General features: G+C 60.9%; 25 protein-coding genes. 14 read left to right on the forward strand and 11 right to left on the reverse strand.

Translation table 11 applies throughout. From position 1 onward, the window contains the following. Positions 1-70: 70 nt before the first annotated feature. The gene (locus tag E4631_RS10885; protein ID WP_133655384.1) at positions 71-943 is read right to left on the reverse strand and encodes a transglutaminase-like domain-containing protein; all 873 of its coding nucleotides are present in this window, start codon (positions 941-943) and stop codon (positions 71-73) included. 312 nt (positions 944-1255) lie between these two features. Between E4631_RS10885 and E4631_RS10890 the strand changes: the two genes are divergently transcribed. From E4631_RS10890 to E4631_RS10910, 5 genes are all read left to right on the forward strand, one after another. Further along, positions 1256-2719, forward strand: a complete 1464-nt coding sequence (locus E4631_RS10890) for a tellurite resistance TerB C-terminal domain-containing protein (RefSeq protein WP_133655383.1) — start codon at positions 1256-1258, stop codon at positions 2717-2719. Further along, entirely contained in the window at positions 2719-4116 is a 1398-nt protein-coding gene (locus E4631_RS10895; protein ID WP_133655382.1) for a tellurite resistance TerB C-terminal domain-containing protein, read from the forward strand. Before E4631_RS10890 ends, E4631_RS10895 begins: the two co-directional genes overlap by 1 nt. After that, a complete protein-coding gene (locus E4631_RS10900; RefSeq protein ID WP_133655381.1) occupies positions 4110-5423 on the forward strand; it encodes an ATP-binding protein in 1314 nt (437 codons plus the stop codon). Before E4631_RS10895 ends, E4631_RS10900 begins: the two co-directional genes overlap by 7 nt. Before the next feature lie 176 nt (positions 5424-5599). Then, positions 5600-5944 (forward strand): hypothetical protein, encoded by a 345-nt coding sequence (locus E4631_RS10905; protein ID WP_133655380.1) that lies wholly within the window; start codon positions 5600-5602, stop codon positions 5942-5944. Positions 5945-5987: 43 nt separating this feature from the next. Further along, entirely contained in the window at positions 5988-8126 is a 2139-nt protein-coding gene (locus E4631_RS10910) for a DEAD/DEAH box helicase (RefSeq protein WP_133655379.1), read from the forward strand. Here the strand turns inward: E4631_RS10910 and E4631_RS10915 are convergent. The 5 genes from E4631_RS10915 to E4631_RS10935 all read right to left on the reverse strand — a co-directional run bounded on the left by E4631_RS10915 (position 8123) and on the right by E4631_RS10935 (position 11520). Further along, positions 8123-8578 carry a hypothetical protein gene (locus E4631_RS10915; RefSeq protein ID WP_133655378.1) on the reverse strand — a complete coding sequence of 152 codons (456 nt, stop codon included), beginning with the start codon at positions 8576-8578 and terminating at the stop codon, positions 8123-8125. The two genes, E4631_RS10910 and E4631_RS10915, sit on opposite strands and share 4 nt — an antisense overlap. A gap of 204 nt (positions 8579-8782) precedes the next feature. Further along, positions 8783-9505, reverse strand: coding sequence for a hypothetical protein (locus E4631_RS10920; protein ID WP_133655377.1), 723 nt, complete (start codon positions 9503-9505; stop codon positions 8783-8785). Next, positions 9495-9893: a GntR family transcriptional regulator gene (locus E4631_RS10925; RefSeq protein WP_133655376.1), complete on the reverse strand. Its 399-nt coding sequence runs from the start codon at positions 9891-9893 to the stop codon at positions 9495-9497. The genes E4631_RS10920 and E4631_RS10925 overlap by 11 nt, the downstream gene beginning before the upstream one ends. A 3-nt stretch (positions 9894-9896) precedes the next feature. After that, on the reverse strand, positions 9897-10673 hold the full coding sequence (locus tag E4631_RS10930; RefSeq protein ID WP_133655375.1) for a hypothetical protein: 777 nt from the start codon (positions 10671-10673) through the stop codon (positions 9897-9899). Continuing rightward, on the reverse strand, positions 10657-11520 hold the full coding sequence (locus tag E4631_RS10935) for an ATP-binding cassette domain-containing protein (protein ID WP_133655374.1): 864 nt from the start codon (positions 11518-11520) through the stop codon (positions 10657-10659). Before E4631_RS10935 ends, E4631_RS10930 begins: the two co-directional genes overlap by 17 nt. Before the next feature lie 343 nt (positions 11521-11863). On the opposite strand from E4631_RS10935, the gene E4631_RS10940 reads away from it, so the two are divergent. Then, complete coding sequence (locus E4631_RS10940) at positions 11864-13186, forward strand: family 1 glycosylhydrolase (protein WP_133655373.1); 1323 nt, start codon at positions 11864-11866, stop codon at positions 13184-13186. A gap of 15 nt (positions 13187-13201) precedes the next feature. After that, a complete protein-coding gene (locus E4631_RS10945) occupies positions 13202-13939 on the forward strand; it encodes an SDR family NAD(P)-dependent oxidoreductase (protein WP_133655372.1) in 738 nt (245 codons plus the stop codon). 139 nt (positions 13940-14078) lie between these two features. Here the strand turns inward: E4631_RS10945 and E4631_RS10950 are convergent, their stop codons facing one another. Beyond that, the gene (locus tag E4631_RS10950; RefSeq protein ID WP_133655371.1) at positions 14079-14480 is read right to left on the reverse strand and encodes an STAS/SEC14 domain-containing protein; all 402 of its coding nucleotides are present in this window, start codon (positions 14478-14480) and stop codon (positions 14079-14081) included. A gap of 241 nt (positions 14481-14721) precedes the next feature. On the opposite strand from E4631_RS10950, the gene coxB reads away from it, so the two are divergent. From coxB to E4631_RS10985, 7 genes are read left to right on the forward strand one after another with little or no spacing between them, the layout of a single operon-like run. Further along, complete coding sequence (gene coxB, locus E4631_RS10955) at positions 14722-15648, forward strand: cytochrome c oxidase subunit II (protein WP_133655370.1); 927 nt, start codon at positions 14722-14724, stop codon at positions 15646-15648. Between the two features lie 3 nt (positions 15649-15651). Further along, entirely contained in the window at positions 15652-17361 is a 1710-nt protein-coding gene (ctaD, locus tag E4631_RS10960; protein ID WP_133655369.1) for a cytochrome c oxidase subunit I, read from the forward strand. Continuing rightward, positions 17336-17908 carry a cytochrome c oxidase subunit 3 gene (locus E4631_RS10965; RefSeq protein ID WP_133655368.1) on the forward strand — a complete coding sequence of 191 codons (573 nt, stop codon included), beginning with the start codon at positions 17336-17338 and terminating at the stop codon, positions 17906-17908. Before ctaD ends, E4631_RS10965 begins: the two co-directional genes overlap by 26 nt. Then, positions 17905-18750, forward strand: coding sequence for a cytochrome c oxidase assembly protein (locus E4631_RS10970; RefSeq protein WP_133655367.1), 846 nt, complete (start codon positions 17905-17907; stop codon positions 18748-18750). Before E4631_RS10965 ends, E4631_RS10970 begins: the two co-directional genes overlap by 4 nt. 33 nt (positions 18751-18783) lie before the next feature. Beyond that, positions 18784-19002: a hypothetical protein gene (locus tag E4631_RS10975; protein WP_133655366.1), complete on the forward strand. Its 219-nt coding sequence runs from the start codon at positions 18784-18786 to the stop codon at positions 19000-19002. Beyond that, on the forward strand, positions 18995-19561 hold the full coding sequence (locus E4631_RS10980) for a ubiquinol-cytochrome c reductase iron-sulfur subunit (RefSeq protein WP_133655365.1): 567 nt from the start codon (positions 18995-18997) through the stop codon (positions 19559-19561). Before E4631_RS10975 ends, E4631_RS10980 begins: the two co-directional genes overlap by 8 nt. Positions 19562-19574: 13 nt before the next feature. Continuing rightward, positions 19575-20966 (forward strand): cytochrome b N-terminal domain-containing protein, encoded by a 1392-nt coding sequence (locus E4631_RS10985; protein ID WP_133655364.1) that lies wholly within the window; start codon positions 19575-19577, stop codon positions 20964-20966. A gap of 128 nt (positions 20967-21094) precedes the next feature. On the opposite strand, the gene E4631_RS10990 is transcribed toward E4631_RS10985, so the two are convergent. From E4631_RS10990 to E4631_RS11005, 4 genes are all read right to left on the reverse strand, one after another. Continuing rightward, entirely contained in the window at positions 21095-22252 is a 1158-nt protein-coding gene (locus E4631_RS10990) for a J domain-containing protein (protein WP_133655363.1), read from the reverse strand. A 108-nt stretch (positions 22253-22360) separates the two neighbouring features. Then, positions 22361-22906, reverse strand: a complete 546-nt coding sequence (locus tag E4631_RS10995) for a transposase (protein WP_133655362.1) — start codon at positions 22904-22906, stop codon at positions 22361-22363. A 102-nt stretch (positions 22907-23008) separates the two neighbouring features. Then, positions 23009-24637 carry an acyl-CoA carboxylase subunit beta gene (locus E4631_RS11000; RefSeq protein ID WP_133655361.1) on the reverse strand — a complete coding sequence of 543 codons (1629 nt, stop codon included), beginning with the start codon at positions 24635-24637 and terminating at the stop codon, positions 23009-23011. Between the two features lie 93 nt (positions 24638-24730). Further along, entirely contained in the window at positions 24731-25741 is a 1011-nt protein-coding gene (locus E4631_RS11005) for an MlaD family protein (RefSeq protein ID WP_166647907.1), read from the reverse strand. Positions 25742-25800 lie beyond the last annotated feature (59 nt).

Genomic DNA, 25800 nt, shown 5'->3' on the forward strand with positions numbered 1-25800 from the left:
TAAAAAAGAACGTCATGCTGAGCCTGTCGAAGCATGACGTTCTTTTCTTTTATTCTATTCTTATTTCAAACTATTCCTCATCCCCCGCCTCACCCTTCTCTAGCAAAATGGCCAATAGCTGCGCAACTTCTTCGGCCTTAGCGGGTTCCTGAAGCTTTTCGAAGCCTACTTGCAGGTTGCGCATAGCGCGGCGCATGATGTCGAGGTGGGTGCAGGGCTCGTAAAAGCTATCCTGCGAAGTAATGCCGAGCTGGCCGACGTAGTGCTCAATATCGGATTTGGAGAGGATGATGCCCCGGTTGTAGCAGTTAATGTAGAACGGCAGCACCGCCTGGTCGTCATCGTCCTTCTTCACCAGGTACGTCAGCACAAACAGGTTGGGCAGGTTCACGCCGAATACCGGCAAATCGAGCCGCTGAGCTACCAGCAGGTAGATAACGCAGAGCGACAACGGGTTGCCGCGCTTGGTTTCGAGCACCCGGTGCAGCATCGAGTTGGCTGGCGAGTGAAAGTGCTGGGTATTAGCGGAAAACTTATGGTTGCGAAAAATAACGTGGTTGAGCACCTGCACCTGGTCGGCGGGGTGCATCTCGGGGCGCAATAGCGTCCAGGCCTCAAAGCGCAGCTGCTCAATGGCGCGGTTAAGGGCCTGTAAGTCAGCATCGGGGTACTGGTACGAGTTCAGCAGCCACATGCCTTCCAGCAAATCGGGCTCGTCGGAGTCGCGCCACACCCGCAGGCGCTGCTGCAAGCCCTCAAACTGGAGCTGGTGAATGAGGTTTTCGAGCCGGCTCTGCTGCTGGGGGTCGAGGGTTTCCTCCCACGACTCTTCCAGAAAAGGGATAATGGCCTCGCCCAGGTTCTGGATTTCGCCCTGAATCTGGGGGGCAATTTCCGGGTCATCGAGCAGCGAGATGAGGGCTTTGATTTCGTTGGTAGTCATGCGGGTAAAAGAGGCCCCAGGGCAGGTACCGGGGCTAAATTTAACACCCGCCAAACGGCTTTTTGTTCAGCCAAATGGCCCGGCCGGCGCGCTTTTAAGCGCCAGCCAGGCCCTACCCCCCTGATTGCGGGCGGGTTAGCATCGTGGCCTGGCAGTGGCTAAACCTCCTAGCAGGCCGCCGCCGCCAATGCAGCTCTACCACACCTGCTGACCATTAACGCCGGGCTGAAGCAGTAGCAGCGGGCGGCGCTACAAGAAGCGTTGCCGTAATTTGTAGCTGCCAACCGCTGCTCACTACTCGTTTTTGCTTGTATGCCTGATTCCGCCGACGACTCCATTATTGACGTAACCGGCTTGTTTTTTAAGCTCAAGCGAGCCATCGAAAGAGAGATAGTGAGCCTGCCATCTACCAGGCCCACCACGCCGCCCGCGTCAACGTACACCTATTACGACTACGAGCCGCCGAGCCTGGGCAAAATCTACCGCGAAAAGCTTGGGCTGACACCCCGGCAGGTGAGTTGGGTCAACCGCTTTCCGCTGCCGACCAACTCGTTTCTGGATACGATGGAGGCCGGCCGCGAGGCCACGGTGCGCCTCTACCTGGCGCTGCTACCCCTGCTGGAGCAGCAGCTTAAGGCCGAGGGCAGCACCCTGGCCCAAACGGTGAAAACCCTGGATAGCCGCGCCAAGTCGCTGCGCTACTACGCCAATACCTCGTGGTATACCCCGGCGGCGCCCAAAACCGGGGCCGATACCTACTTAGCTATTTTCCGGCTCTGCGAAAATGCGGTGCGTGAGCGCTTTGGCCACAAGCGCAAGATGAGCAGCGTGTTTGGGGGCGCGCTGGCCGAGCTGGCACCCGTGTTTCGGGAGCTGCTGGGCCGGCGGGTGGAGGAATTGCTGCCGCCGCTGCTGGCCCTGGTGCCCGCGCCCGACCACAAAACTGAGCTATTACTCAATGAGCAGAATACCGGCCGCTGGAAAGCCGAACTCGAACAACTGACCACCACTGGCCCCGCTCTCGAAAAGGCCCTGGCCGCGCTGGCCGCCCGCAATGCCCGCAACCCAGCCCTCGGGGCGCTCTACCAGGAGGCCACCCGGCGGCTGGCCCCCACCAACCGCGAGGAGGCGCTGCGCTACCACCTGCGCTACCTGCACCAGCTGCAAGCCCGCTTTGCCGAGGCCAAGCCGCTGCCCAAGGCCCTGCACAAGCAGCTGTTTGCGCTGCCCGAGCAGGCCGCGCGGTTTCAGGGGCTGGTGAATGAGCTGGCTTTTTATAAAAACCTGGACGGAACCCTGGCCAAAGTGCCCACCGTGTACGTGCAGCCGCGCAAGAAAATTGAGCTGAACCGGAGCGCCATTCACGCCGTGCGCGACCAGCACGCCGGCACGGTGGCCCTGCTCAATGAGTATTTGCAGGATGCGCCGGCCCCTACCCCCCCGCCCACTGCCAAGCCCGCCAAAGCTACCCGCCGCCCTCAGGCGGCCCGGCCCGCCAAAGCGCTCAATCCAGCAGCCCCGGCCGCCTACCCCTTTGCCCCCGGCCTGGGCCTCACTGCCCCGCAGCAGGCGCTACTACAGCTGTTTGGCGAGCGGGCGCTGGCCTTGCCCCAGGCCGAAATCGAGGCTTTAGCCAAAGCCCACGGCGTGCTGCGCAACCAGCTCATCGACGGCCTGAACGAGGTGTGCTACGCGCTGCTGGATGACGTGCTCATTGAGGAAAGCGACGACGACTACACGATTTACGAAGCCTATTATCAAAAAATCAGCCAGTAATGTCCGGGTATTTCACTGCCGATTACTTCAAGTCGTATCAGTACAACCGTTCGCGGCTGGGTGACTTTTATGAAGAGCAATGGGGCGGCTTGCAGCCCAAAGAGGTAAGCTGGCTCAACAAGTTTCAGGCGCCGTATACGCACTTTTTGCAGCTCGCGGTGGCCCGCGATGCCGTGGTGCGGCTCTACCTGGCCGTGCTGCCCGAGCTGGAGCGCCAAAGCAAGGTTGCCGGCTCGACGCTGCCCAAAGATGCCAAGGCCCTGGAAAGCCTGGACAAGGAATATGCCTACCACCACCGCTGGGGCGGCCGCTATGCCAGCCGCAGCCTGGCGGGCCACCGGGCCGGGGCCACGGTGTACTACACCATTTTTGAGCGCTGCCAAAATGCCGTGCGCGAGCGCTTCGATATGGCAGAGGTACCCGACAGCTACTTCACCGTCCTGGCCGATGCCGACGAGTCGTTCGACACCTATTTTGGCGACTACCTGCGCGAGCTGCTGCCGCCGCTGGTCGCAGCCATCCCACCGCCCGACGAGGCCACCGAGCTAGCCCTCAACCAGTTTGAAACCACCCGCTGGGAGCCGCGCTACGAAGCCCTGCAAGCCCTGCTGCCCACCGACCCGGCCGGCTTCGCCAGCGGCGTGTTGGCGCTGGGCCGCCTCAACGAGCGCAACCCCGCCATCGCGCCCCTGTATCTGGAGGCGCACCGGCTGCTGGCCGAGCTGGGCCACGACCCCGAGGCGGTGGTGCGCCTCTACTTCAACTACCTGTATTACGGCATCAAGTACCGCCACTCCTTCAAGCCCAAGCCGCTGCTTAAGCGCCTACAAAAGAAGCTCTTCCCGCTGCCCGAGCAGCTGGCCCGCTTCGAAATCCTGAGCCGGGAGCTGCTACGTAGCCGCGACCTGGCCTCGGCTAGCGAGGGGGTGCCTAACATATGGCAGCGCGAGCGGCGCAAAATTGAGCTGAAGCCCGCCGCCGTGCGGGCCGCCCGCCAGCAGCACGCCGGCACCGTAGAGCTGCTGAATGAGTACTTGCAGGACGCGCCCGAACGCCTGGCTCCGGCCCCCAAAACGCCTGAAACCGTGGTGCCGGAGCTGCTGCGCCCGGCAGCCGCGCCCGCTGCTACAGCCGGCGCGGCCAGTACTTTTGCGCCAGCCTTGCGCCTTACCCCTCCGCAGCGGGCCCTGCTGGCGCTCTTTAGCGAGCGAGCGCTGACGCTACCGCAGGAAGAAGTCGAAGCCTTCGCCAAGGCCCACGGCACGTTGCGCAACCAGCTCATCGACGGGCTGAACGAGGCGTGCTACGCGCTGCTGGATGACGTGCTGATTGAGGAGAGCGGCGACGACTACACCATTTACGAAGCTTATTACCAGCGACTTGCTACCCCATGCTAGACAACGTTAAACCCAAGGAAGCCACCGCTATTATCAACTCGCTGCTGGGCGGCGTGGTGCCCAAGCTGGGCGTGCAGCACATCACGGTGGGGCGCTCGCCCGAGATTGCGGCCTTCGTGCAGGCGCTCGATGAGGTGAAGAACGGCCACAGCCTGGTCAAGTTCTGGATTGGCGATTTTGGCTCGGGCAAGTCGTTTATGCTGCACCTGCTGAATACGGTGGCGCTCAAGCAAAAATTTGTGGTGGCCAACGCCGACTTCACGCCCGACAACCGCCTGTATGCCAACGACGGCAAGGGGGTAGCGCTCTACGCGGCCATTATGGATAATATCGCGATTCAGACCAAGCCCGAAGGTGGCGCGCTGGCCACGCTGCTCGAAAAATGGATTGAACAGGTACTTACCAAAACCGCCGAGGAGCAGCAGATTCCGCTCACCGCCATCCGCGACGAAAAGCACCTACCCAAGGTGCAGGCTGCCATCATGGCTACCATTCAGGAGCTGACTGACGTGGGCGGCTTCGACTTCGGCACGGTGGTGATGAAGTATTACGAAGGATATATCACTGAAAATGACATACTTCGCCGCAATGCCCTGAAGTGGCTCAAGGGCGAGTACCGTACCAAAACCGAGGCCCGGCAGGACCTGGGCGTGCGCGAGGTTATCAACGACCTCAACTACTACGACATGCTCAAGAACTTCTGCCGGCTGTTTGTGAGCATGGGCTACAGCGGGTTTATGGTGAACCTGGATGAGGCCATCAATTTGTATAAAATCTCGACCTCGACGATGCGCGAGAAGAACTACGAGAAGATTCTGAGCATCTATAACGACTGCCTGCAGGGCAAAATCAGTAACTTCTTTCTCAACTTTGCCGGCACCCGCGAGGTGCTCGAAAACGAGCGACGGGGCCTCTTCAGCTACCAGGCGCTGAAATCGCGGCTTGAAACCAACAAATTTGAAACCAGCGAGTTGCGTGACTTCGCGCAGCCCGTTATCCGGCTGCACCCACTTTCGCACAACGAGGTGTTCGTGCTGCTGCAAAAGCTGAAGGAAATCTTCGATTTCAACTACAAAACTCAGCTCGACATCTCGGAGGCCGACATTCAGGCTTTCATGGAGGAGATGTTTAACAAGCCGGGGGCCAGCGAGTTCCTTACGCCCCGCGAGGTTATCCGCGACTTCCTCAACATCCTGAGTCTGCTGCGCCAAAACCCTGGGCTCGACAAACGCCGCCTGTTCAGCGAGGTGCAAATTCGCGACGAGCGGCCCGATGAGGCGGCAGTGGATGCGATTGAGGTGCTGTAGCGCTGATTCTGCGAGTCCGCGAAGGAGGTATTGGGCTTACGAGACAAGCTTTCCACGCATTACAACATAGTGGTTCATAACATATAAGAGGGCTTTGCTTTACTTACTTTTCCGTTTTATAATCGGAACGTAGCAGTAACAGGTGCCTTGTGACCGGCTCAAAGGCACCAATAATTATGAAACCGTATCAATCAGAAATCACCGGGCATTTGGACTTCTTCACTGCGGACAATGAAGATGAGTTCGGAGGGGCAACCGAAAAATGGCAAACCCTCTTGATACATGGTGATTCGGAGGGCCTCAAATCATTTGCACGGCTCTTGCTCCGACTAGCTGAACTCAAGCAAGACGAGCTACCGGCCCTGCCCTTTGGCGCACGAGAACACGTTTCTCTACGACCCTGCCTGGACATTAGTAATAGTTCGGTGGAAGTAATTGTGGGGAGGCTGGATGCCAAGGGGACCGGCGCTTTTTATGACCGCTATATTTCGAAAAGCGGCTCCGCAAAAGACAACTTGTGACATCCTCCTACCCCCCTCGCAGACTGAAAGTCCGCGCTACTTCATGGCCTTTGACCTGTTAGCTGAGCCTATCCGGCGCTACGTGCGCGACCAGCGGTGGGAGGCGCTGCGGCCCATTCAGGCGGCGACGATTCAGCATGTGCTGGCCAGCGACGACAACTTTATTCTGGCTTCGCGCACGGCGTCGGGCAAGACGGAAGCGGCGTTTTTGCCCATTTTGTCGAAGGTCGATTTTCGGCGGCCGGGCGTGCGGGTGCTGTACGTGTCGCCGCTCATTGCGCTGATTAACGACCAGTTTCGGCGCATCGAGGCGCTGTGCCAGTACCTCGATGTGCGCGTGACCAAGTGGCACGGCGAGGCCAGCCGGGCCGACAAAAAGAAGCTCGTGCAGCAGCCCGAGGGCCTCGTGCTCATCACGCCCGAGTCACTGGAAGCCATGTTTGTGCATTCGCCCTACAGCGTGAAAGCGCTGTTTGCCAGCTTAGAATATGTGGTGATTGACGAGATTCACTCCTTTTTGGGCACCGACCGGGGCGTGCAATTGATGTCGCTGCTGGCGCGGCTGGCGGGGGTCAATCGAGGGCGGTTTGCGGTGGTGGGGCTGTCGGCCACCATCGGTGACTATGCGGAGGCCAAGCGCTTTACCGGCGACGCGGCCCGCACGAAGGTGCTGCTCGACAAGGCCCATAAGGAAATCGAGGCGGAGTTCCGGTACTTTCCGGCGGCCCGCATCGGCAGCGACCTACCGCTCGATTTGCTCAAGGACTTATACAAGCAAACCAGCCGGAGCAAGGCCCTCATTTTCCCCAATAGCCGGGGGCTGGCCGAGGTGGTGGCCGTGAAGCTGCGCCTGATTGCCGACCGCGTGAACGGCCACGCCAACTACTTTTCGCACCACTCATCGGTGCACAAGGAGGTGCGCGAATACGTGGAGCACTTTGCTAAAACCAATGAGCGCCAGCCGTTTTGCATTGCCTGCACCTCCACGCTGGAGCTGGGCATTGACATCGGCTCGGTCGATAAGGTGGTGCAGATTGACGCGGCGCAGTCGGTGGCGGCACTGGTGCAGCGGGTGGGGCGCAGCGGCCGGCGCGACGACGCGGCCAGCCAGCTGCTGCTCTATGCCACCAATCCGTGGAGCCTGCTGCAATCGCTGGCCTGCTGGCGGCTCTACCAGGAGGGCTTCGTGGAGCCGCTGCGGCAGGCCCGGCAGCCCTACGACTTACTGCTGCACCAGGCGCTGTCCATCGTGAAGGAGCGCGGCGGCATTGCGCGCGCGGCGCTGCTGCGGGAGCTGCACCGCAACGCCGCGTTCAGCGAAATAGCGCCGGCGTCCGCCGATGATATTCTGACCGAGCTACTTCAGCTTAATTGGGTGGAAGTAATTGGCAACGAACTAATTATCGGGGTTGAAGGCGAGTTTACGGTAAATTCACGGGAGTTTTACAGCGTGTTCCGGTCGGAGCCGGCGTTCAAGGTGGTGCACGCGGGCAAAACAGTCGGCGAAATCCCGTATTCGCCGCAGGTGCAGGACGGCGAAAACCTGTTTTTGGCGGCTCGCACCTGGAAAATTCAGTTTGTGGACCTGGCCGCCAAGCGCATCGAGGTAGTGCCCGCTAATGATGGCAAGAAGCCGCTTTTTTTCGGCGGCGGCGGTGTGGTGCATCCGCGCATCCGAGAGGAGATGCTGCGCCTGCTGGCCGATGGCAGCCCCGCGCCCGAGCTGGACGCCGCCAGCCAGGAAGTCTTGCGTCAGCTGCGCCGCGAGTTTGCCGGCTTTGCCCTACCCCCCCTGCCTGGCCCCGAGCGCCCCGTAGTCGTCAAGGACAATAAACTGATACTCTACACCTTCACCGGCACGCGCCTCAACCGCAGCTTGGTGTTTCTGCTGCGCTGCCTCGACGTGGAGTTTCTGGCCGACGAGGCCGAGAGCAGCCTCACGCTGGCCGTAGAGCCGGCGCTGCTACCGGCGCTGTTCGAGCAGCTGCGGCTGTATGCCGAAGACGTTGACTTTCACCTGCAAACCGCCGTGGCCGAAACGCCCGCGCTGCTGGATTTTGCCAAGTGGAGCGTGGCCCTACCCCTGCCCTACCAGTGCGAAATTTTGAAAGAGCGGTATTTTGATTTCGAGGCAGCGAAGGAGTTTTTGCGCGATACTGTGCTGGTGTGGCCGGGGGTTTAATCCTGGTGCTGGCCACCATTCCGGCGCAGCCACCAGGCCGTCAGCAGCCCCAGCCCACCCACCAGCGCACAAATACCCGCCCACACCAAAAAATTGTAGGCCTCGGTGTAAACCCGGTAGCCCGCCGTGTAGGCAAACAGCATTGCCCCTACCCCCTCCCACAGCCGGGTAGTGGCCCGCGGCGGCGCGGGCACAGCCTGGACTGGCAGGTTGACCAACACCCGCAGCGTGGGCCAGTCCCAGGCCAGCAGCAGCAGATTGGCCAGCAGCATGAGGCCCGTAATGATGGGCGTGCCAGCAAAGTCGTAGGAAATGGTGATGACGAAAATACTGGTCATAATAGGCAGAAACAGCACCGCCCCCAGCGTGGCATAGCGCTGCGTGAGCAGCAGCAGCCCCACCACGCACTGCGCTACCCCAATAAACTGCCAGTAGAGCCCCGACTGGTACATGGTTTCGAAAAAGTGCAGGGGGCTGTGAATGGCTGCATCAGTTCCGCTTAGGCTCGTAAACCGCAACCCCTTTATCTTAACTATACTGGCAAATACGAACGCGCCCCCCAGCAGGTAACGGGTATAAATGATGAACAACTGGGGCAGTAACCGTTGCCTTAGCGCGTCGTAGCTCATAGTACCGGACTACAAAAATCAAGCGGTTTACTCGGCGTTCAGGCGGCGAGTGGCTGGGCCCGAAAACACGGCCGTGGCACTATCCGAAAAGTGGTAGCGGAGGTGCGGAATGACCGTTTTCAGGTCGAGCCGCCCTTGGTGATTCACCGTCAGGCTGGCCGCCTGGATGCGGTTGTCGGGGCCAATTTCCAACTCCGGGCTGCTGCCGGCCTGGGTACCCACTAAAGCGCGCAGTTGGTTCAGGGTGTTGCCCGCCAGCCGAATCTGGTTGCTCTGGTCCTGCCGCAGCGCCAGGCTGTCTTGCCGAAAACCCTGCACCAGCACCGTGCCGCCCGCCTGAAGCTGGTTGAACTGGGGCTTGCCAGCTACCGAATAGGTGCCTTCAATCGTGAGGGCCGCGAGTTGGGGGCAGGAAATAATCACCGTTTCCCCCCGGCCCAGCGGCTCGGGTTGCTGCGGGTACGCCAGCGCTACGCGCAGCTGCTGCCCCTGCTGCGTAATACGCACGTAAGCAGCTGCTTGCTTACCAACATGCACGCCAAACGGCCCAGCCACAATTTTAACATTAAGCCCACTGGCCGAAGGCACGCGCACGGCATCGAAGTTGCGCAAGGCCAGGGTCTGGTAGTTACGCAGCGGGTCTTTGTAGGTGCCCGAGCGATACTCGGCGCGCAGGGCCATGTTGTAGGCCGTGAGCGAGGCCAGCAGCACGAGCAGGGCGGCCAGCAAAAGGGTGGTGCTAGTTTTCATGGGGGGTAGGCGCCAGGGTGGCGGCTTGGGCGGTTTTGAAGGCTTCGTAGCGCTGGGCCAGCTCGGCCAGGCTGATATCGAGCAGCGAAATGGTGTTGAAAAACGCGGGCAGCTCGTGCTGCAAAAACCGCTCGCGGCGCACGGCGCGCACCTGCTCGGCACCCGCCGGCGCCACAAACAGGCCCAGCCCGCGCCGGTTGTACACCACGCCCTGGCTTTGCAGCAGCTCGTAGGTGCGCATCACGGTGTTGGGGTTCACTTGCAGCTCGGCGGCCAGCTCGCGCACCGACGGGATTTTCTGGTCGGGCGGCCACTGCTGGCGCAGCACCTGTTCGCCCACGTAGCTGGCTATCTGGAGGTAGATGGCCTCGTTATCATTGAATTCCATGCGCTAGAGCTGTTTTTCGGTGAGGCGGGCGTAGGCCGCCACCCACAGCAGCGCGGCCAGGGCCAGCGGCAATACCGCCAGCAATTGCAACTGGTGCGGCAGTTCGACCCTGGCCAGCTGGTCCTTCCCCGCCACAAATACGTCCCCAAAGGGTACCGACGGCCGCAGTTCCGGCGCCAGTAGCTTCCACATCCGGGAGTTGAGCACGAGCACCAACGCAACCAGCCCGAACACTGCAAAGCTGATTTTGATGATGTGTAGGCTGCGGAAATAAACAGCGCCGAACAGCGCCAAGGCATGAATCAGGGCGTAGCTGGCTACCACCGTGAGGAGTGGCCGGGCGCTGCTGGTAAGGTCCAGAAGCGCATGCGGCAACTGCGGGTGACTATGACTGGCCCATTGCAACACCACCGCATCCAGGGCCAGAAACAACGCCAGGTACACCACCAGAAACAGCGGTAGCGAAAACAGCCAGGCCACCAGGTATTTTTCGAGGTGTGACGCCGGGAGCAGCAGCGCCGGCGCGGCCCGCCGCACGTCGCCGAGGTCAGTAAAAGCCGTGGCCGTGGCTAGCAGGCCCGTCGTGAGCAAGCCAGCTAGCAGCAGCACCGTTTGCAATTCGTTGTCCAGTGGCCGGTGTATCAAGTAGCTCAGGCCACCCAATACCACCAGAATGCCGCCCCCCAGCACGGCTATTCCCAGCAAATACCGGCGGGCGTGCTCAGCGGCGTGCTTGCGCAACAAGCGCCCGAAGCGCACGAGGTTAAAGTACTGGCTCATGTTGCAGCTGAAGTTGGGTGAGGTAGGTGGCCAGGGTGGTATCGGGGCCGGTGAGGGCGTTGAACAGCAGCTCCAAATCGACTTTGCTACCCCCCTCGCCGTGGCTGGGGCGGATAACCTGCTGGCCGCGCACCGACGGGGCGGCGTAGAGCGCCTCGGGCACGGCGGCGCCCACCGGCGCGGTGCCGAAGTGGAGCTTTTCGGCCAGGTTATCAATGGTTTCATTTAGCACGATGCGGCGCTGGTGCAGCACCAACACGGTGTCAATCAGGCTGTCGAGGTCGCGCACCTGGTGGGTCGAGATGATGACGCAGCGGTCCTCGCCCAGCGCACCGGCCACCAGCTTGCGAAACTGCGCCTTGCTCGGAATATCGAGGCCGTTAGTGGGCTCGTCGAGCACCAGCAGGCCAGTATTAGTGGCCAGGGCGAAGGCGATGAGCGCCTTTTTCTGCTGGCCGTAGGAGAGCGCCGTGAGCTTGGTGAGCGCCGGCACTTCCAGCTCGCGCAGGTACTCGTGGAAGGCTGCCGCGTCGAAACGGGGGTAGAACACGCCCGTGCTGGCCGCCAACTGCGTGGCCGATACGGGCGGCACCTGCACGTCTTCGGGTAGAAAAAACAGGTCTTCGAGCGTGGCGGGCCGGCGCCTGGCCGCCGCGTAGCCCTCAACCTCGCAGGTGCCGCTGAGCGGGAAGGCCAGCCCCACCATGTTTTTGAGCAGCGTGGACTTGCCCGCGCCGTTTTTGCCCAGCAGGCCATAGATGCGGCCCCGACGCAGGTCCAGGCTGAGGTTTTCCAACTGAAGTACCCGGCGCGAGTACCCAAAATGCAGGTTGCGGATGCGGACCATGAGGCAGGCGTTTTAGTGTATTACTAAACTAGTACACTACAAATGTATACGCCGCAGTGGCCCGCACAATAGCTGAGCAGAAAATCTCCTGTTTTTTTTGCGCAAGGCCGTTTCCTACCCCCTTGCCAGCGCGGCTTTCTTCTTATTACTGAAGCCTTTTACTGGTAAGCAGCCCACCCGCCAGCTGGCCCACGCATGCTCATAAAGGCTTCATACGCAAAGAAAAGCGCGATTTTAGTCGGCGCTACCCCGCAAGTTATCGTATGACTTACCCATTGGTTTTTCGCGTCGGCGCACGCCGGTTTTTGGCTTCGCTCTTTCTTCTTCCACCTGCTCACTTTGTATGGCTGCTTCCCAATTCTTATTTGCCACCGGCATCGAAAACAGTTACCCGACCATTCAGAACGGCACCGTGCGCCAGGACGAGATGGAGAAATGCGGCCACTACAAGTTTTGGCAGAAGGATTTTGACCTGGTGCAGGAGCTGGGCATTGAGTACCTGCGCTACGGCCCGCCCATTCACACCACCTGGACGGGGCCGGGCACCTACAATTGGGACTTTGCCGATGCTACGTTCAACGACCTGCTGAAGCGCAACATTATGCCCATCGTGGACCTGTGCCACTTTGGAGTGCCCGACTGGCTGGGCAATTTTCAGAATCCTGATTTTCCGGTGCTGTTTGCGCAGTACGCCGGCGATTTTGCCAAGCGCTTTCCGTGGGTGCAGCTCTACACGCCGGTGAATGAGATGTACATCTGCGCCGAGTTTTCGGCTTTGTATGGCTGGTGGAACGAGCAGCTGGCCAGCGACAAGGCGTTTGTGACGGCGCTCAAGTATATCGTGAAGGCCAACGTGCTGGCCATGCACGCCATTTTGGCGGTGCGGCCCGACGCGCTGTTTATTCAGAGCGAGAGCAGCGAGTATTTCCACGCCTCGAACCCGGCCGCCATTAAGCCCGCCGAGCTACTGAACGCCCGGCGCTTCCTGTCGTTGGACCTGAACTACGGCCGGCGGGTAGATTCGGACATGTACGAATACCTGATGGACGGGGGCATGACCCGCGCCGAGTATCATTTTTTTCTGGAAAATGACGTGCGCCACCAGTGCATCATGGGCAACGATTATTACCGCACCAACGAGCACCGCGTGCGGGAAGACGGCAGCACCGTGGCTTCGGGCGAAATATTTGGCTACCACGTCATTACCACGCAATACCACAACCGCTACCAGCTGCCCGTGATGCACACCGAAACCAACCTCTGGCAGGGCCCCAACGGCGACGAGGCCGTAAACTGGCTTTGGAAGGAATGGGCCAACGTGCTGCGCGTGCGCAACGACGGCGTGCCCATCGTGGGCTTTACCTGGTACTCGCTCACCGACCAGGTAGACTGGGACACCGCCCTGCGCGAAAACCACGGCAATCTGAACCCCCTGGGCCTCTACGACTTAAACCGCAACATCCGGCCCGTGGGAGAGGCCTACAAGAAGCTCATCAGCCAGTGGAAGCAGGTGCTACCGACCCAGACCGCCTGCCTGCAAATGCCGCTCGTGATGCCCCAGGACAGCCACAAGGAATGGGCACAGATAAAGCAGGCCGAGGCCAAGGCCACCCTGCGCAAACCCTCGGCTACCACGGCTAACACGCCGCTTCAAGACAACCAATAACCCCCTTCCTACCCCATGCGTTTTCAGGATAAAGTCGTCATTATCACCGGTGGCGCCAGCGGCATCGGCCTAGCCACGGCCAAGCGCCTGGCCTCGGAAGGTGCCCGCGTGGTGCTGGCCGACATCAACCAGGATAACCTCAACCAGGCCGTGCCGGAAGTGCAGAAGGCCGGCGCGCCCGAGGTGCTACCCACCATCTGCAACGTGGCGAAGGAAGAGGACGTTATCGCCACCGTGAAGGCCACGCTCGACAAGTTTGGCCGCCTCGATTCGATTATTAATAACGCGGGCCTCATGCAGTTTAAGGCCCTGGAACAGCTGACCGGCGACGACTGGATGCGGGTGCTGAACGTGGATTTACTGGGTGCGTTCTACTTCGTGAAGCAGGCGTTTCTGCACATGAAGCCCGGCGGCACGGTCGTGAATGTATCGAGCATTCACGCCATCGAAACCGAGGCGCTCGTGACGCCCTACGCCGCGGCCAAGGCCGCGGTACTGTCGCTCACGCGCTCGGCCGCCATCGAGGGCAGCCCCAAGGGCATCCGTATCAACGCCGTGCTACCGGGCGCCATCGACACGCCCATGCTTTGGGACAACCCGAACGTAAAGTCGGGCGTCGAAAAAATCAACCCCAGCGACGTGGGTAAGCCCGAAGACGTGGCCGCCGCCATCGCCTACCTGGCCTCCGACGACTCGGTATTTGTGCAGGGCGCCGAGCTACGCGTGGACGGCGGCCGACTCGACCACTTGTAGAGCTTTGTACTGAATTATTTAACGTAAAGCCGTCTGTCATGCTGAGCTTGTCGAAGCATCTTGGCCGCATCGTTGAATGAAGCGGCCAAGATGCTTCGACAAGCTCAGCATGACAGACGGCTCTGTTTGTGCTTACAAATCAAGAATTATAAATCTGCTTGGTTTCTTCCTGCGTGGGGTCGGCGCCAAGGGCCCAGCGCAGGGCTTCGGCTTTCTGGTCTTCGGTGAAGTGCTTGACTTCGGCGGGTGTGAGGGTATTGGTGACGCCGGCAGCGGCTTTGAGCAGCGCATTGCCATTGCTGACGATGGCGGCCCGGTTGAAATCAGTGAAGTGCTTGACGTCCTGCTTAATTTCTTCCCAGAGGGCAGGCAGCGTTGCGTCGTCCATCTTGCCGATTTCGAGGTACACGTTGACCTTGCCGTAGCGCTTCACTTTTGCGGCGAGCGTTGGCTCGACGCCGGCGTAGTCTTCTTTGGTGAGGTGCCCGGCGATGGTGAGGCTCAGCAGGTTTTGGTCGGGATAATCAACAGCGTTGAACATAGAGAGGGGGGTAGGAAAAGAAAAATCTGGCGGCCCAATCTCGGGCCTCGCTTTTTTTCATACCCCACCTGGCCGCCGCGGGTTGCCTGAATGCCAGGATACTACCCGTCTTCATCAAAACTTAATCAATTGATAGTGAATACTTACGGCTTATCTTGCCGTAGTAACGGGGTAGCAAACGTTCAGGCTGCTGCGGCTATCGGCCCCTAGGCCAGCCCGTCCGTTTTTCCCTTTTTTGCCCATGCGCTCCATTTTTTCGTCGGCTACCCTGGAGGCCGAGCGCCTGCACGCGCTTGACCTCTACTTCATGCTGGCGGCGCTGGCCGTGCTGCTGCTGGTGGCCGGCCTGGTGGTGTACACGTCCCTCAAGTATCGGGATAAGGGCGACGGCGTGGAGCCGCCCCAGGAATCGACCAACCTATCGCTGGAGATGCTGATGATTGGTGGCCCGGCGGTGCTGGTCGTCATCTTTTTCTTCCTGACTATTCGCACCAGCAGCGCCATTTTGCCGCCCGCCGGTGAAACTACGCCGGCCGTGGTGGTCACGGGCCACCAGTGGTGGTGGGAGGCCGCCTACCCCGGCACCCAGGTGAAGACGGCCAACGAGATTCACCTGCCGGTGGGCCAGCGCCTGCTCATCGTGGGCACTTCGGCCGACGTGATTCACGACTGGTGGCTGCCGGCCTTTGGCGAAAAGATGGACGTGATACCCGGCCGCCGCAACCACGTGTGGATAACTATTAAAAAACCTGGTATTTACGAAGGCGCGTGCAGCGAGTTCTGTGGGCAGCAGCACGCCTGGATGCGGATTCGGGTGGTGGCCCAGACGCCGGCCGACTACACCCGCTGGCTGGCCGCCGCCGCCCGGCCCGCTACCCCCCCCACCGAGGCCCAGGCCCTGGCCGGCGGCGCGCTGTTTGCGCACTACGCCTGCAGCAGCTGCCACCAGATACGGGGCACGGCGGCCATGGGCCAGCAGGGGCCCGACCTCACGCACTTTGGCAGCCGGCGCACCATGCTGGCCGGCCTGCTCGAAAACACGCCCGCCAACGTCAACCGCTGGCTCACCGACCCGCAGGCTGTGAAGCCGGGCGCGCACATGCCGCGCTTCATCTTCGGGCAGGACAGCATTCGGGCCCTCACGGCCTACCTCACGCAGCTCAAGTAGACTATGGCGGCGCACCCCGTACTCGTTCCCGAACCCCAGGAGGCCCTCCCCGACCTCGACATCAACAGCAGCCAGGGCTTGCTGCAATGGATTTCGTCGGTCGACCACAAGCAGATTGGCCTGATGTATCTGTGGATGTCGATGCTGTTCATGTTCGTGGGCGGGGTCGAAATCCTGCTCATTCGGGTGCAGCTGGCGGTGCCCAATAACACCTTTTTGGGGCCCGAGGTCTACAACCAACTCTTTACCATGCACGGCACCACGATGATATTCTTCGTGGCCATGCCGGCCATTTTCGGCTTCGCGACTTACCTCGTGCCGCTCATGATTGGGGCCAACGACATGGCCTTTCCGCAGCTGAACGCGCTGAGCTTGTGGCTGACGTTTTTTGGCGGCTTGCTGCTGTATTTCAGCTTTTTGGCGGGCGGCGCGCCCGATGCGGGCTGGTTCAACTACGCGCCGCTGAATCAGTACAACTACTCCTTTCAGCCGGGTATCGACTATTACTGCGCGGGGCTGCTGCTGGCGGGTATCGGCACGGTGTCGGCGGCGTGCAACTTCGTGGTCACCATTCTGCGCTACCGGGTGCCGGGCATGGGCCTCAAGCAGATGCCGGTGTTTGTGTGGATGATATTGATTAATGCCTTTCTCATCATCGCCTCCTTCCCGGCCCTGAACGCGGCGCTGGCCATGCTGCTGCTGGATAGGCAGCTGCACGCGCACTTTTTTGATACGCAGGCGGGCGGCTCGGCGGTACTGTGGCAGCACTTGTTCTGGTTGTTTGGGCACCCTGAGGTGTACATTCTTATTCTGCCCTCGTTCGGTATTTTGTCGGAGGTGTTCGCGGTGTTTTCGCGCAAGCCGGTGTTTGGCTACGCCTTCATCGTGGGCTCGGGTATTACCATTGGTATTCTGGCGTTTGGCGTCTGGATTCACCACATGCTGGCCGTGGGCCTGGGCAACGTGGTGAACGGGTTTTTCTCGGCCAGCAGCATGCTCATCGGCATCCCGACGGGCATCAAAATCTTCAACTGGCTGGCCACCATGCACGGCGGCTCGCTGCGTTTCAGCACGGCCATGAAGTTTGCGGTGGCCTTTTTGGTCGAGTTCACCATTGGCGGGCTCAGCGGCATCGCGTTCGCCATCGTGCCGATTGATTTGCAGCTGACCGACACCTACTTCGTGGTGGCGCACATCCACTACGTGTTCATTGGCGGCACGCTGTTCGGGCTGCTGGCGGGCTTATTCTACTGGTTTCCGAAGATGAGCGGCCGGCTGCTGAACGAGCGGCTGAGCAACTGGTTTTTTTGGTTGTTCGTCATCGGTTTCAACGCCACCTTTCTGGTGCAGCACGTGCTGGGCACGCTGGGCATGCCGCGGCGCGTGTACACCTACCCCGACCTGCCCGGCTGGGGCACGCTGAACATGATTTCGAGCATCGGCGGCTTTCTGATGGGCGCGGCTACGCTGCTGCTTTTGTATATTATTATCAAGGGTATCCGCAGCGGCCACGCCGCCCCGGCCGACCCTTGGGACGCCTACACCCTGGAGTGGAGCACGCCCACCTCGCCCCCTACCCTCCAAAATTTCGACCGCGTGGTGCCTGTGCGCAGCGCCCGCCCCTTCCGCGACCTCAAGCGCCCCAACGACGCGGACTGGCTTAAACCGGGTAAAAAACAAGGCTATCATGCGCGAGAACAAGCTGTTGATTAAGCTGGTGGTAGTGACCGAAACCTTCTTTTTCGGGTCGCTACTGCTGGCTTTCGTGTACTTTTCGCTGGCGCCGGGCTTCCGGGCGCAGCAGCTGGCGGCACTCGACCTGCGCACCACCGGCCTGTTTACGCTCCTGCTGTTTGCCAGCAGCTTCACCTACGCGCGGGCCGAGGCCAGCTACCGGCGCGGGGCGGCGGGCGGGGTCAAGGGCTGGCTGCTGGCTACCATCGGGCTGGGCGGCGCGTTTTTGGTGGGGCAGGCGCGCGAGTTTCGGGGGCTGTTTGCGCGGCACATCGACCTGGCCAGCAACACGTTTGGCACCAGTTTTTTTACGCTCACCGGCTTTCACGGGCTGCACGTGCTGGTGGGGCTGATTGTGCTGGGCATTCTGGCGGCGATGGCCTTCGCCGGCGATTTTGACCGCGACCGGCCCAACTCCTCGGTGCTGAGCGCGGTGGGCATCTACTGGCACTTCGTGGACGTGGTGTGGGCGGTGGTTTTTTCGGTGGTGTACGTGCTGCCTCACTTTACGCACTTTGGCTCATGAGCGCGCTCCTTCGTCTTCCGTGGAATGCCGACCCGGCCCTGCTGCTGCTGCTGGCGGGGCTGGCGGGGCCCTATTTTTGGCTAGCGGGCGGGCGCTGGCAGGCGCGGGGCGGCGCCTACTTCGCGGGCCTGGCTTTGTTTGCGCTGGCCGAGCTGTCGCCGCTGCACTATCTGGGGACGCACGAATTATTCAGCGCCCACATGGTGGGGCACATCGTGGTGCTGCTGCTGAGCGGGCCGCTGCTGGTGCTGGGCCTACCCCCCCACTTGGCCCCGACGCCCGCCCGGCTGCTGGGCGGCTTCTCGGGCTGGCTGCGCGGGCGCACTTGGCTGGCCTGGGCGGCGGGTGTGGGCATTATGTGGCTGCTGCACGTGCCGGCCGTGTTCGATGCCGCGCTGGCCAGCGCGCACGCGGGCTTCAGCCCGCTGCCGGCGCTGCACGCGGGGGCCATGCTGGCGGCGGGCGCGCTGTTTAGCTGGCCGCTGTTTGGGCCGGTGCCGGGCTACCATTTGCACCCGCTCACGGGCGTTATCTACCTCGTGACGGCCTGCGTGGGCTGCTCGCTGCTGGGCCTGCTCATCACCTTTGCCCCGGCCGATACCTACCAGCACTACGCCCGCGCCGCCTGGTGCGGCACCCCCAGCCTGGCCCCCGACTACGCCGCCAACCCCTGGCACCTCAGCCTAGCCGACGACCAGCAGGTGGCGGGCCTGCTGATGTGGGTGCCGGGCTGCTTCATCTACCTCAGCGGCTGCCTGTTTTTGCTGGCGCGCTACTTCGGCGCGCCGGATGTTGTCTCTGCTTCGGCGCAAACGGGTCACCTCACGGAGCCCGTGAGGTGACCCGCCTGGTTAATTTATTAATCTCCTACCCCCATGTCCGTTCCCCAACCCGAGGCACCGCCGCCGCCGCTGCACTGGCCCAAGGCCCGCCCCGAAAAGCTGCCCAAGCCCACGTACTGGCCGTTTTTTCTGGCCGTGGGGCTGGCGTTTATGTTCTGGGGGCTGCTCACGACCTGGATTATCCTGGCGGCGGGCGGCCTTATTTTCACCGTGGCCCTCGCGGGCTGGATTAACATTTTGCGCCATGAGTAACGAGGCGAACGCGGCCGCCCCCGACGCGGCCCCTACCCCCCCCGACGCGGCCGAAGCCCACGTGCCCGACGAGCCGCGGCGCGACTTTCTCATCAAGCTGAGCCTGGGGCTGGGCGGGGTGGCGGCCCTGGCCGTGGGCGTGCCAGTGGTGAGCGCCGTGCTGGCGCCGCTGCTGCAAAAGAACCCGCAAGCCTGGCGCAAGGTGGGCACGCTCACCGATTTTCCGGTGGGCTCCACGCACCTGGTCAAGTTTGAGAATGCCGACCCGGTGGCGTGGTCGGGCGTGTCGAGCGAGTCGGCGGCGTGGCTGCGGCGCGACTCGGAGACGACGTTCACGGCGTTTTCGGTCAACTGCTCGCATCTGGGCTGCCCAGTGCGCTGGGAGCAGGGCGCCGGCCTGTTTATGTGCCCCTGCCACGGCGGCATCTACTATAAAGACGGCTCGGTGGCCGCCGGACCGCCGCCGCAGGGCCTTACGCAATACAAGATTCGGGTCAACGGCCCCCACGACGTGGAGCTGCTGACGGCCCCAATTCCAATTACCAATATTACCTCCTGAGCCCCGCCGTCCGATGAAGATTTTACGCAGTATTTGGGCCTGGCTCGACGACCGCCTGGGTATTTCGGATACGCTACTGCCGCTGGCGCGCCACCCCGTGCCGCCGGGGGCCAAGTGGAGCTACGTGTTTGGCAGCGCCACGCTGTTTTGCCTCATTCTGCAGGTGGTGACGGGGGTAGCCCTCACGCTGCTCTACCAGCCCACCTCGTCGGAGGCGTATAAGTCGCTGCAATTCATTAGCCACCAGGCGGTTTTTGGGCGCTCGCTGCGGGCCATTCACTACTTTGGGGCGTCGGGCATGGTGCTGATGGTGGGCATCCACATGCTGCGGGTGTATATCACGGCCTCGTACAAGTTTCCGCGCGAGATGAGCTGGATTAGCGGGGTTTTCCTGCTGTTTCTGACCCTGGCGATGGGTTTCACGGGCCAACTGCTGCGCTGGGATTCCAACGGCGTGTGGTCGGCGGTGGTGGCGGCCGAGCAGGTGGGGCGCGTCCCGGTTATCGGCACCTACGCGGCGCGGCTGCTACTGGGTGGCGACACCATCGGGGGGCAGTCGCTGAGCCGGTTTTACTCGTACCACACGCTGCTATTTCCGGCGCTGCTGTTTGGGCTGGTGGGCTTTCACCTGTACCTGGTGCTGCGCAACGGCGTGTCGGAGCCGCCGGTGCCCGGCCGCCTCGTGGACCCCAAAACTTACCGCCAGCAGTACCAGGCCATGCTGAAGAAAGTGGGCGTGCCGTTCTGGCCCTACGCGGCCTGGCGCGACATTCTGTTCGGGTCGGCCACCATCATTGCCATCATCGGCCTGGCCCTCATCTATGGTCCGCCCGAGCTCACGCAGCCGCCCTCCCCGGCCACCATCTACACCAATCCCGCGCCCGACTGGTACCTGCTGCCCGTGTTCGCGCTGTTTGCCCTGATGCCGGCCAAAATTGAGTCGGTGGTCATTTTTGTGGGGCCGGTGCTCACGGTGCTGGTGCTGCTGGCGCTGCCCTTTATGGCCAGTAGCGGCGAGCGCAGCCCCCTGCGGCGACCCTGGGCGGTGTTTGGCTCGGTGTGCGTGGTGGTGTTTATGGTGGCGCTGCTGCGGCTGGGCCTGCAGGCGCCGTGGTCGCCCAAGTTCGACGCCAAAGCCCTGCCCCCTACCCTCGTCCACTCCGCCGACCCGCTGGTACTAAAGGGCGCTGGCCTCTTCGCCAATAAAGGCTGCCTCTACTGCCACCTCGTGAATGGCCACGGCGGCCACCGCGGCCCCGAGCTTACGGAAGTAGGCCGCCGCCTCACGCCCGGCGAGCTGCGCATCCGCATCGTGAATGGCGGCGGCAACATGCCCGCCTACGGCGGCGTGATTTCGGAAAAGGAATTGGCGGCCGTTATCGCATTTCTGGAAACGCGCAAGTAACGTGGTTTGCGCAGCAGAATGGGGGGTAGAAACGCACTATTTTGCGCCTCGTCGTTGAACGGTTGGGGTTGCGCATTAGGCTAATGCGCAACCTTCCCTACCCCCCCTGCGACAAGTTAAAGCTTACCCTACAGTTGGATAAACATGGGTCCTGGCCCCGCCTTTGGCACGCTATACGTCTTCAAAAAGGCCTTCACTGCGGCCGGGTCGTGCTCGAAGGCCAGCACTTCGGCGGCTAATTGCTTGATTTTATGTTCCAGCTGCTGCTTTTGCAGCCGGTAATCGTAGTCCAGCGCGGCAGGGGTAGGCATGTAGTAATACGACTTACCAGTAAAGCCCGACAGGATTTCCTGCTCTCGAAACATGGCCTCGTCCAGCTCGCGGGCCTGCTCCTTGAGCAACTTGTTGTAGTAGCGCAACTGGTCTTCGGCTAGGTTTTCGAGGTGGCTTTGGTCGATGCGCTGGAGCTCCAACTGCAGGCGCAGCAAGGTTAGCAGCTCGCCGGCCTCGTAGGCAGTCGTGACCTGCTTCATCAACTCCGTTTTGCGGATTTTCTCGGTTTCGTCGGGCTCCAAGTCGGGGTGCAGCGCTTTTACCAGGTCGCGGTAGAGCGTGCGCACGGCCTGGGTGATGTTCTGTTCTTCGGCTTGCTTTTTCTCCTCGGCCGCCTGCTGTTTGGGCGTTTTTTTGCGTTGGGTCCGGCGCTCGGCCTGCTGAGCGGCTTCCTGTTCGTAGGCAGCCTGCTCGGCAGCCATTTTCTGGTGCAGGTAGGCCTGCATCTTTTCGGGCGTACTCACGTCGGCGTCGGCATCGAACTCGATACCGAACTGCTGGCTAAACAGCTGCTTCATCATCTCGGCCGTTTCGGCATCGGCGGCGGCGGCTTCCTCGGCCGTTTCGGGCTCCTCGTACTTGTCAAGGATGGCCTGAATCTCGGGGTGGCCTTTTTGGGGCAGGTCGTAGCAGCCATCGAGCAGCAGCGACACGATTTTGGCCCGCTCGCCCTTGGTCAGCTTGTAGGTGTCGTGGGCGTGGTCGAGTACCCGCACTAGGTCGGCGCGCACGTTATTGTGCTTGTCTTGCAGCGGCCGGTATTCGGTTTGCACCCGCTGCCGCAGCCGGGTCGCCGCCTCCCGAAACTCATGCACCTCCTGCTCACGCTTGGCAATGCGCTTGGTGAGGCGGTTAAACTCCTTTTGCGCCTTGGACAGCGCCGAGTTGTCGGTACCAGCCGCGGCAATGTGCACGAGTTGGGGCTTGGGAGCAGCGGGCTTCTTTTTAGCCATCGAATTATATCAGCGACCGCATCGTCGTTGATGCTTGGTCGCCCGCAAAAATATTTACTACGGGCATAAAATTGCTTACGCGGCAGATTGCCAGATTCGCAAAACGAATTAAAATAACAGGCTCACCGACAACACTGCTTCCAGCCCAGCATAAAATGACGCGCTTGAATACACGTAGTCTTCCTGCCGGTAGCAAATACCTGCCCGCACCGGGTTCTGGTGGATATAGGTTAGCTTTTGCTGCGTCACGGCTGCCGTCTTCAGCTCAATACCGTGGCTGCGCTGCTGCCAGAGCTGTATAAACGTGTTTTTGGGGTTGAACTCGCCTTGCTTGCGTAAGGTCCACTCCATCCATTGCCGACGGCTTTCCTGCGGATTGGTACAGATAGCATCAAATACCCGCCGGGCGGTAAATTTCTTGAAGTCGCGCACGATATCAGACAGCTCATGGCCATCTGCGGCCCGCGCTATCAAGTGCAAATGATTGGTCATCAAACAGTAGGCGAAAAGCTCCAGCCCTTTGTGCTGCTGGCAATAGCGCAGGCTGTCGAGCACGATGTCCTTGTACAGGGGCCGAGTAAACACATCGAGCCACTCCACCACAGTGAAGGTGAGAAAATACAAGCCCTGCTGGTCGCGGATGGGGTAGGCCATAGCAACAAAGCTATGCTGCCGCTATCTATTTAAAGCTAGCCTGCCGTGCTGCTGGCCGCCGTTTAGCGCGCAGCGCGCAACGGCGGCCAGCAGCACGGCATCTCACACCTGAATAACCCCCACGTTATACGCCTTTTCAATCGGCGCATTGTTCGCCGCCGCTATGCCCTCCGAAATAACCTTGCGGGTTTCCAACGGGTCAATCACCGCATCGACCCACAGCCGGGCCGCCGCGTAGTAGGGCGATAATTGCTCCTCGTAGCGGGCTTTAATGGTATCCAGCAGCTCCTTTTCGGCTTCGGGCGTGATTTCCTTGCCCTTCGCTTTGAGCGAGGCGACCTGGATTTGCAACAGCGTGTTGGCGGCGGCGGCGCCGCTCATCACGGCGAGCTGGGCGCTGGGCCAGGCCACGATGAGGCGCGGGTCGTAGGCCTTGCCGCACATGGCGTAGTTGCCCGCGCCGTAGCTGTTGCCGATGATGACCGTGAACTTGGGTACCACCGAGTTGGCCATGGCGTTGACCATCTTGGCGCCGTCCTTGATGATGCCGCCCTGCTCGCTGGCCGAGCCCACCATGAAACCCGACACATCGTGCAGAAACACCAGCGGAATGCGCTTCTGGTTGCAATTCATGATAAAGCGGGCGGCCTTGTCGGCCGAGTCGGAGTAGATGACACCGCCCATCTGCATGCCGGTTTTCTTGCTTTTTACGATTTTGCGCTGGTTGGCCACAATGCCGACGGCCCAACCGTCGATGCGGGCCAGCCCGCAGATAAGCGTCTGACCGTAGAGGTCTTTGTAGGGCTCAAACTCCGAGTTATCGACCAAGCGGTTGATGATTTCCATCATGTCGTAGGGCTTGGCGCGGTCGGCGGGCAGCTGGCCGTAGAGCTCGGCTTCGGGCAGCGCGGGGGGAGTAGGCGCCTTGCGGCTGAAGCCGGCGGTGGGCTGCGCCCCCAGCTTGTCGAAGATGTTGCGGATGTGGTCGAGCGCTTCCTCGTCGGTATCGAACTTGTAGTCCGTGACGCCCGACACTTCCGAGTGCATGGCCGCACCGCCGAGCGCCTCGTTATCAATGGTTTCGCCGATAGCCGACTTCACCAAGTACGAGCCGGCCAGGAATACCGAGCCCGTACCACTCACTATCATGGCCTCGTCGCTCATGATGGGCAGGTAGGCGCCGCCGGCCACGCACGGGCCCATGATGGCCGAAATCTGCACAATGCCCAGGCTGCTCATCACTGCGTTGTTGCGGAAGATGCGGCCGAAGTGCTCTTTATCGGGAAAAATCTCGTCCTGCATGGGCAGGTACACGCCCGCCGAATCGACGAGGTAGATAATCGGCAGCTTATTTTCCAGGCTGATTTCCTGGGCCCGCAGGTTCTTCTTGGCGGTGATGGGAAACCAGGCGCCCGCCTTCACAGTGGCGTCGTTGGCCACTACCACGCACTGCCGGCCCTGCACGTAGCCTATTATTACGACCACGCCGCCGCCGGGGCAGCCGCCTTCGTCCTGGTACATGCCCTCGCCAGCGAAGGCGCCGATTTCGACCTGCGCCGCGCCCTTATCGAGCAGGTAATCAATGCGCTCGCGAGCGGTGAGCTTGCCCTTAGCCTTGTGGGCGGCAATGCGTTTTTCACCGCCGCCGAGCGATACGCGGGCCAGCTTCTGGCCTAGTTGGTAGGTGAGCTGCTTGAGGTGGTCTTCGTTGCGATTAAACTCGATATTCATAACCAGTAGGCTGGGTGGGGAGGGGTAGGGAGAACAAAAAACCCGCCCCTGACGGGGCGGGTTTCAAAGATACTAGGTGGGCCAACTGACCGCCTAGTTGGTGATGGCGGGGGTAGTAGTCACCTTTTTGGTTTCGGTAGTTACCGAGCCATCGGGATTCTTGGTGGTTTCCTTCTTGGTTTTGTCTTTGCCGCCGCCAAATACGGAAAAGTGCACGTAGCGCTTGGGGTTGGCCTTCATATCCGAAATCAGCGCGTTGGAGCTGGCGGCGGTGGCATTGAGGTTGTTATAGAGCAACGTATCGTTGATAAGCTTGCCGAGCGAGCCCGTTTTGTCGTTCAGGGCAGTGCTCACGCCTTTCAGGGAAGTTTGGGCTTCTAACAGGGTCGTGTTCAGGTTGCGCAAGGCCGGGCCCACGGGCGCCGTCTTAAGCGAATCGGAAAGCTGCCCGAAATTGCTAACGATGCGGTCGAGCTTGCCGGTAGTCTTATTCAGGGCCGCGCTCATTTGAGCAAAGTTGCGGGTAATCTGATTGATATTGGCCTGGTTAGCAACGATGAGGTGCTGCAAGGCCACGGTGCTTTCGCGGGCACCCACCAGCGTACCCTGGATGTTGGTCTGGGCATCTTTATTCAGGAAGCCGTTGATGTTCGAGAGCGTGGCGTTCACGGTGTCGAGCACGCTTTGGGCACGCTGCTGCACGATGTCCGTAATACTCACGGCGGTGGTTGTTTTCAGTGTTTCGCCGCCGTTAAACTCCTTAGAGTTGGGGCCCAGAATCAGGGTAATGGTTTTAGAGCCGAGCAGCGAGCCGCTCAGGCCCGCCTTGGTAGAATCGCCGAGCTGAATACCTTTTTCCAGCTCCAGCGATGCTTTAATAGAATTATTCTTATCGGGTTGTAGCTCCAGGTTTTTTACCTGGCCCACTTTAATACCATTGAGGATAACGGGGGCGCCCACATTGAGCCCATCGACCTTGGGGTAAATAGCGTAGTAGGTGCGGTCGCTGGATAGCAAGTTACTGCCCCGCAGAAAGTTAAACCCTATAGCCAGGGCGATAAGTGCCACTACGGCCAATAGGCCGACTTTTATTTCTTTAGACACAGGAAGGTAGATTTAAGCTGATGTAAGCCACTTACGGATGGATGGGCGGCCCGGATGGT

The organism is Hymenobacter sp. UV11 (genome assembly GCF_004684095.1).
GTDB lineage: Bacteria > Bacteroidota > Bacteroidia > Cytophagales > Hymenobacteraceae > Hymenobacter.